Below are 14,332 nucleotides of genomic sequence, written 5' to 3' on the forward strand. Positions count from 1 at the left end.
GGCGTGTTCCCGTGTGGAATGATGACTATATGTGCGGAGCAGCCGCAATTGCCGCGACCTGACCAGATGGCCAGTCCGGCCGGCGACTAGCCGTCAGGCGAGTACCCGCGGCGGCGTTACCGAGCGATATCTGGGTCACCGAACCCAGGAGACAGTCTTATGAGCGACTTCAACCTCAGTGCCTTTTCCGACGCGATCGCCGATGTCGCGGCCACCGCTGCCCCCGCGCTGGCGAGTTTCGTCACGCACCATCACCGCACCGCGAGCGCCTTCCACTGGCGCGACGGCTATTTCGTCACCACCGAGGAAGCGGTCGAAGCCGGCGAAGAGATCGAGTTGACGCTGGCTTCCGGCGAAACCGTCAAGGCGGAACTCGTCGGCCGCGATCCGTCGACGGGCGTCGCCCTGCTGAAGCCGGCATCCGCCGCTGCCGGTTTGCCGCAATTCGCCCAGGCCGGCGCCGTGCGGCCCGGCAATCTGGCGATCGCCGCAGGCAACAGCGATGGCGCCCCGCTTGCCGTGTTCGGCACGATCGGCGAGGTCGGGCCGGCCTGGCGCTCGATGCGCGGCGGCACGATCGACCGGCGCATCAACCTCGCCATCAACACCGGCGGGCGTTTCGAGGGCGGGCCGGTGCTCGACGCCAAGGGTGGCTTGATCGGCATGCTTTTGTTCGGACCGCGCCGGCGCGCTCTAGTCATGCCTTACGAGACGATCGAGCGCGCTGTCGCGACGCTGCGCGAGAAGGGCCATGTCGCGCGCGGCTATCTCGGCGCCGGGCTGCATCCGATCCGCAATGGCGACACGAAAGGCGCCATGGTGATGAGCCTCGACGACAGCGGCCCGGCCAAGGCCGCCGGCCTGCATGTCGGCGACATCATCGTCGCCTGGAACGGCGAGGCTGTGCATGGTCCGCGCGAGCTGATCCGCAAGCTTGGACCGGATAGCGCCGGTACAACCGTCACGCTCGGTGTTTTGAGCGGCGGCGCCGAACGCGACCTGTCGATCACCATCGGCGAGAAGCCGCTGAGCTGAGAGGGCTGATGACAAGCAGCGCAGCACAAGCGATTGCACGATCGGAACCGTCAGCCCATCGGTTGACGGTGCTGGTGGCGCTCGGCGATGCCCGGCGCGCCGAGCAGCTTGCCGATGCGCTGGCCGCCAGCGACGGTCTGCTGCCGGTATTGGCTGGAAGCGGCGTCGGCCAAATGGCGGATGTCGCCATCGCCGATGAGGCTGGCCTGGAAAGCCGGGTCGTCAGTTCGGCCACCCCAATCGTCCTGCTTTCGCGGCGTGCGGGCAGCGAGCAGGTGACAGACAATGTGCTGGCCGTGCTGCCTGCCTCCGCAGACGGCCTGCTGATCGCCGCCGCGGCACGTCTCGCCGCCTCCGGCTATCGCATCGACAGGGCTGGGCCGTCAGAGGTCGCGCATGGCGATTTCCATGACGGGCTCGCCGAAGAGGATGTGCCGGACGACAACCAGGCCCGCCCGGCCCTGTCGCCGCGCGAGGCGGAGGTGCTGGCGCTGCTCGCCGAAGGCGCGCCGAACAAGGTTATCGCCCGGCGGCTCAACATTTCCGTACACACGGCGAAATTCCATGTCGCCGCCATCCTGATCAAGCTCGGAGCCGCCAACCGCACGGACGCGATTGCCATCGCGATGCGGCAGGGGCTGGTGCTCGTCTGACGCGTCAAACAGCGGGTTCGATATCGGTGAGGCGAAAATCGTCGCCCTTGAACAACAGCGGCATCGCTTCGAGCCGGGCAGTGGCGTAAGCGATGCAGTCGCCAAAGTTTAACGCTGCGGGATGACGACCCTCGCCGTAGCGCAGGAAAGCGTGGCGCGCGACGGCGGCGTGGTCGGCGGTGAAGGCGATCGTCTCGATCGAAGCGGTGCGCAGGAAGGCGTCGAACGGCTCCAGGATTTCATCCTGCCACCCACCGGCGAGCACCATGCCCGTTTCGAGAAGGGTGGGCGCTGCAATCAATCGCCTTGTGGCATCCGCAATGGCCCGCACGAAACGATCATGACCCGGCTCGGCGCGGAGGATCGCGACCAGGGCCGATGAATCGATGATCATCGCGTCGGGATTCCAAGATCGTCATAACCGAGGATCTCATCCTCGGTCATCGCATTTTCCCGCCTCGGGATCTGCGCGCCGCTGTCCGAAATCGCCATCAGACGTTGAAACAGGTCGCTGCTTTCGTCGCGAGGCACGAGCCGCTCGCGCGCAACTTCGCGCTCGAGGGACTGGCGGATCGCCTCCGTCACGGACACGCGACGGCGGCGGGCAAGCTCGCGCGCCAATTGCTCGACTTCCAAATTCTTGATCGATAGAGCCATTCTGTATTCTACCTCTTTGTCTAGAATATATATCTCTCCAAAGCTCGGCAAGACGGCAAGGCTCCGCAGCGTCATCACGGACCACATGCGCGCGCCCTTGTGTCCGCGGGTCGGTGCGGGCAAGGATCGCATCGAAGAATGACGGGAGGCAAAAATGTCGCTCCGCGGAAAGACGCTGTTCATCTCGGGCGGATCGCGCGGCATCGGGCTGGCGATCGCGCTGCGCGCGGCGCGCGCCGGCGCCAATGTGACGATCGCGGCCAAGACCGCCGAGCCGCATCCGAAGCTTCCGGGCACCATCTACACGGCAGCCGAAGAGATTGAGCAGGCCGGCGGCAAGGCGCTGCCGGTGCTTTGCGACGTCCGCGACGAGGTCCAGGTCGCCGATGCGGTGGCAAGAACCGTCGAGCGGTTCGGCGGCATCGACATCTGCGTCAACAATGCCAGCGCCATCCAGCTCACCGGCACGCTGGAGACCGACATGAAGCGCTACGACCTGATGCACCAGATCAATACGCGCGGCACCTTCCTGGTCTCCAAAATGTGCATTCCCCATCTTAAGTTGGCAAAGAATCCTCACATCCTGAATCTGGCGCCGCCGCTCGACATGAAGGCCAAGTGGTTCAAGAACCATGTCGCCTACACCATGGCCAAGTTCGGCATGTCGATGTGCACGCTGGGCATGAGCGCGGAGTTCGCCAAGGACGGTATCGCGGTCAATTCGCTGTGGCCGATCTCTACCATCGATACCGCGGCCGTGCGCAATCTTCTGGGCGGCGCAACAGTGGCCGCGATGAGCCGCTCGCCAGACATCATGGCCGACGCGGCGTATGCGATCTTCATGCGCCCGTCACGCGAGGCGACCGGCAATTTCTACATCGACGAAGAGGTGCTGCGCGCCGAAGGCGTGACGGACTTTTCGATCTACGCGCCGGGCGCCAAGGGGGCGCTTGCCGGCGACTTTTTCGTACCAGACGAGGTGTTTGACCGCACGGATACCGAGATACGGAATCTCTACTGACGGAAATCGAGCGAGCGTCGCTTCATCTCGATGAAGCGCTCGAAGCAAAACGGCTCCGGATCCCCGGATCGGTCACCCTCGTCGATAGCCTTGCGAAGCCTTTCGAGTTTCGAATGGTCTTCGGTTTCTTCCACAGCGTTACTCCGCGGCCTTCTTGCGTTTCGACAACGCCATCACCCGGTCGATATAGGCCAGCATCAGTGCCGAAAGCACGAAGGCCAAGTGCATGATGGTCAGCCACATCAGTTGCTCCGTCGTGTAGGAAGCGTGGTTGAGGAACACCTGCAAAAGGTGGATGGAGGAGATGGCGACGATGGTCGAGGCGACCTTGACCTTCAGCGAGCCGACATCGATCGTTCCCAGCCAATGGACCTCGCCATCCTGCTCGTCGAAGCGGCTGACGAAATTCTCGTAGCCCGAGATGATCACCATCACCACCAGCGAGGCGACAAGCGCCGCGTCGATCAGGCCGAGCACCTTCAGGATCGTGTCGGTGTCGCCGAGCGTGAAGGCGCTCATGACGAACTCATAGAGCTTCTTGCCGAAGGACAGCGCGTAGATCGCCAGTGCCACGCCGAGCCCGAGATAGAAGACGACCAGCAACCAGCGCGAGGCCAGGATGACGGATTCGATGGCGAGTTCGAGACGCTTCATGAAGGCTCCAGTCAATTGCGATAGGGCGTATTTCGGCCAGATGAAGCCGGTTTTCAAGGCAAAAAACCCCGCCGGGGAGGGGGCCCGGCGGGGCTCAGTATGTCCCGCTGGAGTCGGGACGGGGCAGGGAACGCCCTGTACAAAATCTGGGTGCCGCAATGCGGCGATTCAATGAGCAGGGCGGGTCAAGCAGGACAATTCTTCTTGAGCCGGCAAGGAAAAGGCCCGTCCGAAGCGGGCGGGCCTTCCTCTTGCGCGCTGATTCCGAAAATCCGGGCAGCATCTTGAAATCAAACGCTCATTGTTGCTCGCTGTTGCTCGCCACCGGCGCCACCAGTGAGGTGATGCGGCGGATGGCGACACGCCGGTTCTCGCGGTTCGGTCCGGGTGTGCTCACCTTGAGATATTCCTCGCCATAGCCCTGCGTGGTGAGGTTCTCGGCCGGGATGCCGAAGGCGTTGGTCAACGCTTCGGCGACCGCCTCGGCGCGGCGGTCCGACAGCGCGAGATTCGCGTCCGGCGTGCCGACGGCGTCGGTATGGCCCTCGATCAGGAAGGTTTCCGCCGGGTTCTTCTTCAGAAGCTTTTCCATGGCGGTGGCCACGCCTTCGAGCTTCTGCACCTCGGTGTCGGAGATCGTCGCCGAGCCGAAATCGAAGTTCAGCGTGTCGAGATCGATACGGCGGGCGATGTCGCGCACGCGGGCCGAGCGCTTGACCTCGTCGATCGAGTAGAGACGCTGCACCCTTTCCACAGGTGGCTGTTCTAGGAAGGTATAATATTCGTCCGGATCCTCGACTTCCTCCGAATCCAGGATGTAGTCCCGGCGGGGGATGTCGAGCCGCATCGGTGGCAGGTCGTCGCCGGGATCGCGCCACTCGTCGACATCGTTATAGTAGCGCTCGTCGACATAGCTCAGCACATATTCGCGACCATCCGATGTAATGCGCGACCGCCGGATGACGTCGCCATTGCGGTTGCGGATGGTGATGATCCTGACGCCGTTGTCGCGCTCCACGATTTCGCGGGTGCGGCCGTCCGAAAGATCCTCGTAGTAAACATCCCTGGCGCCGCGGGTGATGCGAGGAGCTTCGTTGCTTTCCACGAATGTTTGGTTGTTGAACTGAAGGATCACCCGGTCACCGAACTGCTTCACCACGTCGGCGCCCTGCGGCCGGCGGCGCTCGCGGACAACCTGCTCGGGCGTAAGCTCGATCCGCTTGCCTTTCTCCTGGTCCACGGGGACGATCTTTTCGGGCTTGATCGCCTGCTGCGCCGACTTGTCGTCGGTGGGCGGCGGTCCCTGATTTACGGGAGGAGCCTGCTTCTCGACTTGCTGGCCGGCTTGTTGCCCGGCCTGATTGCCGCCTTGCTGCTCGGCTTGATTACCGCTCTGTTCAGCGCCTGCTTGGCCAGTCTCGTTCTGGCCGGCCGGCTGGCGGCCCTTGTGCCTGCGCATTGCATCCTTCTGGCTGTCAAGGACAGGTGCCTCGTTCGGGTTGGCAGGCGCCGCGCCCTGCGCGGCCTTGCCGCCGTTTTCGGGCTGGTTGTTGTTGGAAGGCTGATTGTTGGCCGGCTGTTCACCAGTGGCAGGCTGCTGCTGCCCGGTTGCGGGCTGCTCGGTCAGCGGTTTCTTGGCCTGCCTCTTGTTCTGGTTCGAAGGCTGTTCCTGTTGAGCCGGCGCCTGCTCGGTCTCGGCAGGTGCCTGCGCGGTTCCGGGAACCGGCAACGGCTTGAGCTTGCGAGAACCCTGGCCTGCTGGCGTCTGTTCGGCAGGGGTCTGGTTTTGTTCGGCAGGTTGCTGGGCCTGCTTGCGCTGCTTGCCGGGCTGGTTGTCATTTGCCGGCTGCTCTGACGGCTGTTCCGCCGGTGCGGCTTGCTGCTGCTGCTGATTGAGCTTCTTCTTGCGCAGTTGCTGCTGCTGGTCGGGGGCGGCCTGCTCGGCCGGAGCCGTCTCGCCCTGCTGCTGATTGAGCTTCTTCTTGCGCAGTTGCTGCTGGTCGGGGGTGGCCTGCTCGGCCGGAGCCGTCTCGCTTTGCTGCTGCTGATTGAGCTTCTTCTTGCGAAGTTGCTGCTGCTGGTCGGGGGTGGCCTGTTCCGCCGGAGCCGTCTCGCTTTGCTGCTGCTGATTGAGCTTCTTTTTGCGCAGTTGTTGCTGCTGGTCCGGGGTGGTCTGCTCGGCCGGTTGCTCAGCCGGCGCCGACTCGGCCTGCTGGTTGCGCTTCTTCTTACGTGGCTGCTGCTCTTCGGTTGCAGGCTGATCGCCCTGATCGGCTGGAGCCGCCTCGGTCTGTTGCTCGCGCTTCTTCTTGCGCGGATTGAACTGCTGCTCCTCAGTTGCAGGTTGGCTGCCCTGTTCGGCCGGGGCCGACTCGGTCTGCTGTTGCTGGTCGCGCTTTTTACGCGGCTTGAGCTGTTGCTCGGCCGGTGCAGCCTCATCTGACTGGCCGGACTGCGTCTGTTGCAGCTCCTGCCGCTTCTTGCGCGGCTTCTGCTCCGACTCGGCAGGTGCTGCTTGTTCGGTGGCGGGCGCCGATTCGCTTTGCTGCTGCTGTTCGCGCTTCTTCTTGCGCGGTTGCTCGGCTCCGCCTTGCGCGCATTCCTCGGCCGACTGGCCTTCGGCGCAAGCGGCCTGAGCCAGGACGAGCGGCGCGCCGTGCAGGCCGCCGGAAGTGACACCCCCCTGCAGCGGGTACGCGCCCAACGGCGCGGATGCCATAAGCAGGCCGATTGCCGTGCCCGCCAGAATCCGTGGTTGGCGTTTCATATCGATTTTCTCCTAGTGGGGTCCCATCCCTGCCCAAACTTTCGTCAGCCGCAATTGGTTCCGCAGGGCATTGGCGCCAGCCAAGGATGCCTGACCGGCCTTTTGAAGGCAATTTCGTGTTTTTCTAATGTTGATACTGGGTCACCGTCACCGCACGCTTGACCAAAAGGCCGCGGAGGGCCAAATCCAGCAAAATGACCGCGCCATTCTGGAAAACGAAGACGCTTGAAGCGATGACCCCGGCCGAATGGGAATCGCTGTGCGACGGCTGCGGCAAATGCTGCCTGTCGAAGCTCGAGGACGAGGATACGGGCGAGATCTTCTGGACCAGCGTCGGCTGCCGGCTGTTCGACGCCGAGAACTGCCGCTGCTCCGACTATGCCAATCGCCTGGCGCGCGTGCCTGATTGCGTCGGCCTGACGCCGCAGAATGTGCGCACCATCACCTGGCTGCCAAAGACCTGCGCCTACCGGCTCATCGCCGAGGGCCATGATCTCTACTGGTGGCACAGGCTTGTCTCGGGAAGCGCTGCGACCGTGCACGAAGCCGGCATTTCGATCCAGGGCCGCGTGAAGGCCAAGGAAACCGATCTGACCGAGCCGGACGACTACTTTGACTATATACTGGACGACGAACCGTAACCGGTTCGAATCTGGATGACGAACCCTGACGGGTTCGCATCTGGATGACGAACCCTGACGGGGCGCGCTTTTGACGGGGAACGACGAACCCTGCGGGTTCGCGTTTTTAACGACGAACCCTGCGGGTTCGCGTTTAGAACCTGAGGGGGTGGCGTTTTTGGCGACGAGCGACGAACCCTGCGGGTTCGCGCTTATATGAACCGGACATGAATGGCCGGTTCGCGGAAGGTTCAGACGCAAAAAGGCATTTTCCAATCATCGGTTCTACGGGCGACAGCCCACAATAAGGAGAGAAGACGATGTTCAACACGATCAAGACGGCAGCCCTTTCGGCCCTTGTCGGGCTTGGCACTTTGGCCGCCGTTCCGGCGCATGCGGACAGCCTCTATCTCGGTTTCGGGGACAGGCACGACCCGCGTTTCGGCATCTATACCGGCGATGATGACGGCTACCGTCGCGACTGGCGCCGCGACCGCGACTGGCGCGGCTGTTCGCCGGACCGCGCCCTCGACAAAGCCGAGCGCATGGGTCTGCACCGCGCCCGCATCGTCGACATCAGCCGCCGCACGGTGAAGGTTGTCGGCCGCCAGTATGGCGACCGCGTGGTGGTGGTGTTCGCCAACGAGCGCGGCTGCCCCATCATCTATCGCTGAGGCTGAAAGGACGATCCTCTTCGAGGATCGCCTATGCGATATGATCTTCTGCGAAGATCAATCCCAAGTATGGACGAGCTGGAAGGGGCCCTCTTTGCGGATCGCCTATGCGGACGATCCTCTTCGAGGATCGCCTATGCGATATGATCTTCTGCGAAGATCAATCTTGAGTAGCGGAGCCCCTCGAGATGAGGCGCGGCTCGAAAAAAGCCCCGGAGGACCGATCCTCGGGGGCTTTTTGCGTGTCGGTAGCGCCTGCGACGCCTGCGGCGCCGACAGACGTTACTTCAGCTCGAAGGTGACCGTGACCTGGACGTTGTAGGAATTCTCGCCGGCCTGCACCGGGACGGCCGAACGAGCCGCGTCGAACGACTTGGCGGCCATCGGTATCGGCGCCGGGGCGACATTCTGGTCGGTGATCTCGAGCACCTTGCCCAGGCTGACACCGGCTGCTTCCGCAAGCGTCTTTGCTTTGGCCATGGCTTCGGCGACGGCCTTCTTGCGCGCCTCGGCGATCGTCGCCTTCGGATCGTCATTGGTGAAGGTGATGCCGCCACCCTGATTGACGCCGAGCGACACCGCCTTGTCGAGAATCTCGCCCGTCTTGTCGACATTACGCACGCGCACCGACAGCGTGTTGGTCACCTGGTAGGCGACGAGCTCGGCTTCCTGGCTGCCGTCGGCCTTGTTGGTGTAGTTGTAGCGCGGGTTGATCTGTATGCCGGCGGTCTGCAGGTCGCGTTCGGCAATACCTGCGGATCTCATCGCCGCGATCACCGCCGCCATGGCGTCGTTGTTGGCATCGAGGGCTTCGCGCGCGCTCTTGGCCTCGCGCATGACGCTGAGCGAAAGGATCGCCATGTCCGGCGCCACCGTCGCTTCGCCTTCGCCGGACACGATGATGCGGGGCGGAGGCTGGGTGTCGGCGGCGCTTGCCAGCGCCGGGAACGCGACCGCGGCAGCGAGCGCGATGGGCAAAAGATGTCTGGTCATGAAAACTCCTCGAAGTCTGCGGTCCGCCGCCCCGAGCCGCATCTGCCTCGACCCGCAAAAAGGCATCGATTCCCGGCAGTACGGCGCAAGGGCCGGACCTTTCTCGCGCCATAGGGGCGCAGGCCGCTCTACGGCGCGAATATGGGCTGATTTGGGCGTTTTGCGCCAGCGCTTTCGAAAGCCTTGTGCGGACGAGCGAAAAACACTAAGCCAGCCCGCGTGGGGCCTGTAGCTCAATGGTTAGAGCCGGCGGCTCATAACCGCTTGGTTGGGGGTTCGAGTCCCTCCGGGCCCACCAAAACAACCATCCAAGTTACTGATTTTATTTATCTATTATGTCTTTGCCCACGCCATGGACTCGAACCCCCCCATAAAAATCATTTGGATAGTGTTCGAGAACGATTTCGAGGCCTGCTGCGAAGTTGATCTTTGAGTCGTTTCGGGTCACTGGTTGGACGTATGGTATGCCCGACTTGACAATAGTTGACCTGCGCCAGCCGCAAGAGGGCGATGGCTTTGCGCCCCCATTTCGGTCGTCCCCTGGACCGTTCAAGGAAATTCCGGATCGGGCTCCTTGACCTTTGATATTATTATAATAGCTTCATTCCGAAGCGTAATAATGAAGGCGAGCAATGCGGTGCAACTTATCGGATAGGGTCGCCTTGGTCACAGGGGCGGCGGGCGCAATTGGAAGCGCCATCGCCGAGCGGCTTTCCGACAACGGGGCTGCGGTTGTCGTCTCAGATATAGACATCGAAGGCGCCGAGCGGGTTGCGGCCGGTCTGCACAACGCAATGGCCTGCGCTCTCGACATTCGCGATGCCCAATCGGTCGACGCCGCGATCGCTAGAGTTTCCGAGCGTTTTGGCCGCCTCGATATCCTGGTCAACAATGCCGGCGTCAACACGCTGGCGCACCGCGTCGCCATAGACCAGTTTCCTCCCGAGGAATGGGATCGCATTACCGGCATCGACCTCGACGGCCTCTACATCATGAGCCGTGCCGCATTGGCGCCGATGCTTGCCGCCGGCAGAGGCGGGCGTATCGTCAACATCGCCTCGGTCGTCGGCCTTGCCGCGATGCGTCTGCAAAGCCCGTTCGTCGCCGCCAAGGCCGCCATCGTGCATCTGACGCGGTCGATGGCGATCGAACTGGGCGCCAAGGGGATACTGACCAATGCGGTCGCGCCCGGCTCGGTGATGACGGCCCTGACCGCCAAGCTGTTTTACGGCGACGAGGGCAAGTTCGCCGGACGCACTCAGGAGTTCCTCGCCCATGTGCCGCTCGGCCGGCCGGCCCAGTCGGAGGAGATCGCCGAGGCCGTGCTGTTCCTGGCCTCTCCGGCCGCCAGCTACATCAATGGCCAGGTGCTGGCCGTCGATGGCGGCTGGACCGCGGGATACATGATGTGAGCGCCGCCATGGAAATCGACCTCGACGGCGCCGCGATCGCGCTGGATGGCGAAACCAATCCGATCGTCGACGCGGTGCTCGCCGCGTTGCGCGCCAATGGCGGGCGTATTGTGGAAGGCACCCCCGCGCACACCGTCGCCGATATTCTGCTGATTTCGTGTCCGTTGCGCCCGGGACCGAAGGCCGGCGATCCGCGCTCCCTATATGCCGACACGCGCAAGGCCGCCGTGGCGATGGCCGAGCGCGGCGGCCGCATTGTGTTCCTGATCTCGGCGGTCGCCGGCATGCCGATGCGCCGCCATCCGCGCTTTTCCATGGAGAACGCCTCGATCCTCGCCGGGATGCGCGCGCTGGCCATGGAATTCGGGCCGAAAATCCTGGTCAATGCGGTCGGCTTCGGCGCCGTCGAGGACGATGCCATCGTTTCGGGCGACAAGGCGATGCTCAGCCACACGCCGGTCGACCGCGCCGGCAGCATCGAGGAAGCGGTCGCCGCGGTGCTGTTCTTCTGCGATCCCTTGAACAGCTACACCACCGGACAGATGCTGGGCGTCGACGGCGGCTGGGCGGCCGGTTATGGGCGCAATTTCTGAGGCGCCGAAACTCAGGGCAGGGGCGCTGGAGGTCGAACTGGCACCGGCGATCGGCGGCAGCGTCAGCGTGATGCGCTGGCGCGGCATCGACCTTATGCGCCGGCTTTCGGATGGCGACCGCGATGTCGGCAACGTGCTGGGCGTCGCCATGTTCCCGATGGTGCCTTACGCCAACCGTATCGCCGGGAACGAATTCGACTTCGGCGGAAGGCGCTGGCGGGTCCCGCCCAACAATCCGCCCGAGCGATTCAACGTGCATGGCAGCGGCTGGAAACAGCCATGGACCGTGACCAGGACCGGTGCAGCCGCAACCACGCTGGCGCTCGAGGTCGCCGCCGGGGCGGAACCCTATTCCTATCGCGCCGAGCAGGCCTTCGCCGTCTCGGAGGAGGGTCTCGGCGTCACCATGACGCTGACCAATACGGGGCCGGTTGCCATGCCATTCGGCTTTGGCCTGCATCCCTGGTTCGATCGCGACCCGGACGTGACGCTGCAATTCAGCGCCCGGCGCTTCCATCTCGAAGAGCCCGAAGGCATTTCCGGCGATCCGATCACGCTGCCGCCCGAACTGGATTTCGCGACGGGCCGGCCGCTGCCGGGCGGATGGCGCAACAATGACTACGGCGGCTGGGCCGGCGAAGCGGTCGTCCGCTTTCCATCACGCGGCGCCGGACTGCGGATCGTCGCCGATCCCGTCTTCAAGCATCTGATGCTCTATGCCGACCCGACCAAGCCCTATTTCTGCCTCGAACCGCAGACGAATGCCTCGGGCGCCTTCAAGCGCGGCCGGTGGAACGATCCGGATGAAGGCGTGATCGTGCTTGGGCCCGGCGAAAGCGCCGCGGGCAACGTCTCGTTCACACCCGTCGCGCTTACACCCGGAGCAGCTTAAAGCAGTCGGGCCAGGAGACCGCCATCCACTCGCATGGCGCTGCCGGTGACGAAGGACGAGGCGTCCGAGATCAGGAAGCCGATGGCGCTGGCGATCTCGGAAGGGTTGGCGATGCGCGCGATCCTGTTGGGTTCAAAGGACAGCCCAAGCGCTTCCGCGCCGCCGGCCGCTTCCAACCCGTCCAGCGTCATCCTCGTGGCGACCGAGCCGACCAGCACGGCATTGACGCGGATGCGATCGACGGCATAGTCGAGCGCCATCTGCCGCGACAAACCGACGACGGCCGCCTTTGTCGCCGCATAGGCCGGTACGCCGGGCACCGTGGCATCGGCATGCACCGAGGCGATGTTGACGATCGAACCGCCGCCGGCAGCCCGCAGCAGCGGCAAGGTCGCGCGGCAGACGCGGAAGATGGCGGTCAGGTTGACGGCAATGGTCCTGTCCCAGTCTTCGTCGGAAAGCTCTTCGAGCCGCTTGCCCGTCGGATAGATGCCGGCGCAGTTGACGACGGCGTCGAGCCCACCGAACCGCTCTGATGCCATCGCCACCACTGCCTGGACTTCTGCTTCGCGCGTGAGATCGCTCTCGCGGAAGATCAATCGACGTTCGGCATGACGGCTGGCGAGCGCCTTGCCTTCTTCGCCGTCCAGCCCGGCGCCGAAAATCATCGCGCCGTTAGCGACAAGATGCTCGGCCGTCGCCCGGCCGATGCCGGTGGCCGCGCCGGTAACCAGAACGCGCTTGCCGGCAAACATCATGGTGAAACCTGTGAAGCTCTTACGTGGCGTTCGGCTTGCGCCGCGGCTACGGAGCGCAGCACGCGGTCCTCACCGCCTTCGCCACGGCCGAATTCATCGACGACGCGGCCGTCGGCAAGGACGAGGCAACGGTCGCAAAGGCCGATCAGCTCCTCGAGCTCGGAGGCGACGATGAGCAGGGCCACGCCCTTCTCCGCCAATTCGACCACGAGCCGGTAGATCTCGTGCCGGGTTGCCGCGTCGACGCCCTTGGTCGGCTCGTCGAGCAGCAGCACTTTGGGCGCCCGCATCAGCACGCGGGCGAACAGAAGTTTCTGCTGGTTGCCGCCCGACAGATGCGTGACGGAGGCCAGTGGCGACGATGCCTTGACGTTGAGCGCGCGCATGGCGGCCAGGATGGAGCTGCGTTCGAGCCCGCCGCGCACGACGCCGCGCCGCGCCAAGGGCGCCAGATTGCCGATGGTGATGTTGGCGCCGACCGGCAGATTGAACAGCAGGCCATCGCGCTTGCGGTCTTCGGTCAACAGCGAGATGCCGGCGGCGCGAGCGTCTTTTGGCGATCCGATCGCCACGGGGTCGCCGGCGACGCGGATTTTACCCTCGGCCGGGACGCGGCCGTAGATGCCGTGCAGGATCTCGCTGCGGCCGGAGCCGAGCAGGCCCGCAAGCCCGACGATCTCGCCGGCGGCCACCGAGAGATTGATGTCCTTCGCGCCGTGCACGGCGCCGCTATGGCCGGCGACGGTCAGATTGCGAACCTCCAGCGCGGTCGGCGCGCCGACAGGGGCGGCATGCTCGGGGAACAGCCGCTGCAATCGTTGGCCCGACATCGAGAAAATGAAGGTCTCGGCGTCGAAATCCTCCCTCGCGATGCGCACCGCCACTTGTCCGTCGCGCAGCACCGTGGCGCGGTCGCAGATGGCCAGCACTTCCGGCAGGCGATGGGTGATGTAGATCATCGCCACACCCTGTGTCTTGAGGCGTCGCAGCACGCTGAACAGCGCATCGACCTCGGTGCCGGAGAGCGAGGCGGTCGGCTCGTCCAGCATCAGTACGCGCGGCCTCATGACGATGGCGCGGGCGATCATCACCAGATGGCGCTGCGCAGAAGTCAGCGACGCGACATAGGCCCTGGGATCGATGCCGATGCCGAGATCGGCGAATATCTCACCCGCCCGCTGTTGCAGCCTCCGTTGGTGTACCATGAAGCCGTCGCCCAACCCCGTGTGGCCGGCAAAGACATTCTCGGCGACCGAAAGCTGCTCGAGCACTTCGATTTCCTGCGGCACATAGCCGACACCGTTCGATCGCGCATCGGCCGGCGAGGCGAAGCTGACGGGCCGCCCATCGAGCTTGATGACGCCGGTATAGGAGCCGGCCGGATGCACGCCGTTGAGGATCTTGACGAGCGTCGACTTGCCGGCGCCGTTCTGGCCAAGCAAAGCGTGGATCTCGCCCGGGACGACGTCGAAATCGACGCCGCGCAGCGCCTGCACGCCGCCGAAACTCTTGGCGATTGCGGCGGCAGACAACAGCGGTTCTTGGGCGGCGTTGGGCACGGCATCCTCTCGACGGATGCCGGGTCCGGGCAAGCCGCGGACCC

The 14,332-nt window shown here is 64.2% G+C and carries 16 protein-coding genes and 1 tRNA gene; 9 read left to right on the forward strand and 8 right to left on the reverse strand.

Annotated elements, in window-relative coordinates; genetic code table 11:
• Nucleotides 1–159 precede the first annotated feature (159 nt).
• Together LB565_RS25315 and LB565_RS25320 are read left to right on the forward strand one after the other, a co-directional pair.
• Nucleotides 160–1,035, forward strand: a complete 876-nt coding sequence (locus LB565_RS25315; protein ID WP_224588713.1) for a S1C family serine protease — start codon at nucleotides 160–162, stop codon at nucleotides 1,033–1,035.
• Between the two features lie 8 nt (nucleotides 1,036–1,043).
• Nucleotides 1,044–1,688, forward strand: a complete 645-nt coding sequence (locus tag LB565_RS25320; protein ID WP_224588714.1) for a helix-turn-helix transcriptional regulator — start codon at nucleotides 1,044–1,046, stop codon at nucleotides 1,686–1,688.
• A 4-nt stretch (nucleotides 1,689–1,692) separates the two neighbouring features.
• Here the strand turns inward: LB565_RS25320 and LB565_RS25325 are convergent, their stop codons facing one another.
• Together LB565_RS25325 and LB565_RS25330 are read right to left on the reverse strand one after the other, a co-directional pair.
• Nucleotides 1,693–2,082, reverse strand: a complete 390-nt coding sequence (locus LB565_RS25325) for a type II toxin-antitoxin system VapC family toxin (protein ID WP_224588715.1) — start codon at nucleotides 2,080–2,082, stop codon at nucleotides 1,693–1,695.
• On the reverse strand, nucleotides 2,079–2,432 hold the full coding sequence (locus LB565_RS25330; protein ID WP_224588716.1) for a type II toxin-antitoxin system VapB family antitoxin: 354 nt from the start codon (nucleotides 2,430–2,432) through the stop codon (nucleotides 2,079–2,081). Before LB565_RS25330 ends, LB565_RS25325 begins: the two co-directional genes overlap by 4 nt.
• Nucleotides 2,433–2,499: 67 nt before the next feature.
• On the opposite strand from LB565_RS25330, the gene LB565_RS25335 reads away from it, so the two are divergent.
• The gene (locus tag LB565_RS25335; protein WP_224588718.1) at nucleotides 2,500–3,366 is read left to right on the forward strand and encodes an SDR family oxidoreductase; all 867 of its coding nucleotides are present in this window, start codon (nucleotides 2,500–2,502) and stop codon (nucleotides 3,364–3,366) included.
• Here LB565_RS25335 and LB565_RS25340 read toward each other — a convergent pair.
• The 3 genes from LB565_RS25340 to LB565_RS25350 all read right to left on the reverse strand — a co-directional run bounded on the left by LB565_RS25340 (nucleotide 3,360) and on the right by LB565_RS25350 (nucleotide 6,787).
• Nucleotides 3,360–3,500 (reverse strand): type II toxin-antitoxin system ParD family antitoxin, encoded by a 141-nt coding sequence (locus LB565_RS25340; RefSeq protein WP_224588719.1) that lies wholly within the window; start codon nucleotides 3,498–3,500, stop codon nucleotides 3,360–3,362. The two genes, LB565_RS25335 and LB565_RS25340, sit on opposite strands and share 7 nt — an antisense overlap.
• Before the next feature lie 4 nt (nucleotides 3,501–3,504).
• Nucleotides 3,505–4,020, reverse strand: a complete 516-nt coding sequence (locus LB565_RS25345) for a TIGR00645 family protein (RefSeq protein ID WP_224588720.1) — start codon at nucleotides 4,018–4,020, stop codon at nucleotides 3,505–3,507.
• A 298-nt stretch (nucleotides 4,021–4,318) separates the two neighbouring features.
• A complete protein-coding gene (locus LB565_RS25350; RefSeq protein WP_224588721.1) occupies nucleotides 4,319–6,787 on the reverse strand; it encodes an OmpA family protein in 2,469 nt (822 codons plus the stop codon).
• A gap of 194 nt (nucleotides 6,788–6,981) precedes the next feature.
• On the opposite strand from LB565_RS25350, the gene LB565_RS25355 reads away from it, so the two are divergent.
• Nucleotides 6,982–7,428 carry a YcgN family cysteine cluster protein gene (locus LB565_RS25355; protein WP_224588722.1) on the forward strand — a complete coding sequence of 149 codons (447 nt, stop codon included), beginning with the start codon at nucleotides 6,982–6,984 and terminating at the stop codon, nucleotides 7,426–7,428.
• Nucleotides 7,429–7,727: 299 nt separating this feature from the next.
• Complete coding sequence (locus tag LB565_RS25360) at nucleotides 7,728–8,081, forward strand: hypothetical protein (protein WP_224588723.1); 354 nt, start codon at nucleotides 7,728–7,730, stop codon at nucleotides 8,079–8,081.
• A 282-nt stretch (nucleotides 8,082–8,363) separates the two neighbouring features.
• Here LB565_RS25360 and LB565_RS25365 read toward each other — a convergent pair whose 3' ends face one another.
• Entirely contained in the window at nucleotides 8,364–9,074 is a 711-nt protein-coding gene (locus tag LB565_RS25365) for an SIMPL domain-containing protein (RefSeq protein ID WP_224588725.1), read from the reverse strand.
• A gap of 222 nt (nucleotides 9,075–9,296) precedes the next feature.
• Between LB565_RS25365 and LB565_RS25370 the strand changes: the two genes are divergently transcribed.
• The 4 genes from LB565_RS25370 to LB565_RS25385 all read left to right on the forward strand — a co-directional run bounded on the left by LB565_RS25370 (nucleotide 9,297) and on the right by LB565_RS25385 (nucleotide 11,971).
• A tRNA-Ile gene (locus LB565_RS25370) sits at nucleotides 9,297–9,372 on the forward strand.
• A 334-nt stretch (nucleotides 9,373–9,706) separates the two neighbouring features.
• Nucleotides 9,707–10,486: an SDR family NAD(P)-dependent oxidoreductase gene (locus LB565_RS25375; RefSeq protein WP_224588727.1), complete on the forward strand. Its 780-nt coding sequence runs from the start codon at nucleotides 9,707–9,709 to the stop codon at nucleotides 10,484–10,486.
• On the forward strand, nucleotides 10,483–11,079 hold the full coding sequence (locus LB565_RS25380) for an SDR family oxidoreductase (protein WP_224588729.1): 597 nt from the start codon (nucleotides 10,483–10,485) through the stop codon (nucleotides 11,077–11,079). Before LB565_RS25375 ends, LB565_RS25380 begins: the two co-directional genes overlap by 4 nt.
• Nucleotides 11,063–11,971: an aldose 1-epimerase gene (locus LB565_RS25385; protein WP_224588731.1), complete on the forward strand. Its 909-nt coding sequence runs from the start codon at nucleotides 11,063–11,065 to the stop codon at nucleotides 11,969–11,971. The genes LB565_RS25380 and LB565_RS25385 overlap by 17 nt, the downstream gene beginning before the upstream one ends.
• Here the strand turns inward: LB565_RS25385 and LB565_RS25390 are convergent.
• Together LB565_RS25390 and LB565_RS25395 are read right to left on the reverse strand one after the other, a co-directional pair.
• On the reverse strand, nucleotides 11,968–12,729 hold the full coding sequence (locus LB565_RS25390) for an SDR family NAD(P)-dependent oxidoreductase (RefSeq protein WP_224588733.1): 762 nt from the start codon (nucleotides 12,727–12,729) through the stop codon (nucleotides 11,968–11,970). The genes LB565_RS25385 and LB565_RS25390 overlap by 4 nt on opposite strands.
• Nucleotides 12,726–14,261, reverse strand: a complete 1,536-nt coding sequence (locus LB565_RS25395) for a sugar ABC transporter ATP-binding protein (protein WP_224588735.1) — start codon at nucleotides 14,259–14,261, stop codon at nucleotides 12,726–12,728. The genes LB565_RS25390 and LB565_RS25395 overlap by 4 nt, the downstream gene beginning before the upstream one ends.
• Nucleotides 14,262–14,332 lie beyond the last annotated feature (71 nt).

Source organism: Mesorhizobium sp. CA14, from assembly GCF_020165195.1.
Lineage (GTDB): Bacteria > Pseudomonadota > Alphaproteobacteria > Rhizobiales > Rhizobiaceae > Mesorhizobium.

Bases quoted from the DNA above. Each gene is read 5' to 3' on its own strand.
- LB565_RS25315 (WP_224588713.1), top strand. From the start codon at position 160: ATGAGCGACTTCAACCTCAGTGCCTTTTCCGACGCGATCGCCGATGTC.
- LB565_RS25320 (WP_224588714.1), top strand. From the start codon at position 1,044: ATGACAAGCAGCGCAGCACAAGCGATTGCACGATCGGAACCGTCAGCC.
- LB565_RS25325 (WP_224588715.1), bottom strand. From the start codon at position 2,082: ATGATCATCGATTCATCGGCCCTGGTCGCGATCCTCCGCGCCGAGCCG.
- LB565_RS25330 (WP_224588716.1), bottom strand. From the start codon at position 2,432: ATGTGGTCCGTGATGACGCTGCGGAGCCTTGCCGTCTTGCCGAGCTTT.
- LB565_RS25335 (WP_224588718.1), top strand. From the start codon at position 2,500: ATGTCGCTCCGCGGAAAGACGCTGTTCATCTCGGGCGGATCGCGCGGC.
- LB565_RS25345 (WP_224588720.1), bottom strand. From the start codon at position 4,020: ATGAAGCGTCTCGAACTCGCCATCGAATCCGTCATCCTGGCCTCGCGC.
- LB565_RS25350 (WP_224588721.1), bottom strand. From the start codon at position 6,787: ATGAAACGCCAACCACGGATTCTGGCGGGCACGGCAATCGGCCTGCTT.
- LB565_RS25355 (WP_224588722.1), top strand. From the start codon at position 6,982: ATGACCGCGCCATTCTGGAAAACGAAGACGCTTGAAGCGATGACCCCG.
- LB565_RS25360 (WP_224588723.1), top strand. From the start codon at position 7,728: ATGTTCAACACGATCAAGACGGCAGCCCTTTCGGCCCTTGTCGGGCTT.
- LB565_RS25365 (WP_224588725.1), bottom strand. From the start codon at position 9,074: ATGACCAGACATCTTTTGCCCATCGCGCTCGCTGCCGCGGTCGCGTTC.
- LB565_RS25375 (WP_224588727.1), top strand. From the start codon at position 9,707: ATGCGGTGCAACTTATCGGATAGGGTCGCCTTGGTCACAGGGGCGGCG.
- LB565_RS25385 (WP_224588731.1), top strand. From the start codon at position 11,063: ATGGGCGCAATTTCTGAGGCGCCGAAACTCAGGGCAGGGGCGCTGGAG.
- LB565_RS25390 (WP_224588733.1), bottom strand. From the start codon at position 12,729: ATGATGTTTGCCGGCAAGCGCGTTCTGGTTACCGGCGCGGCCACCGGC.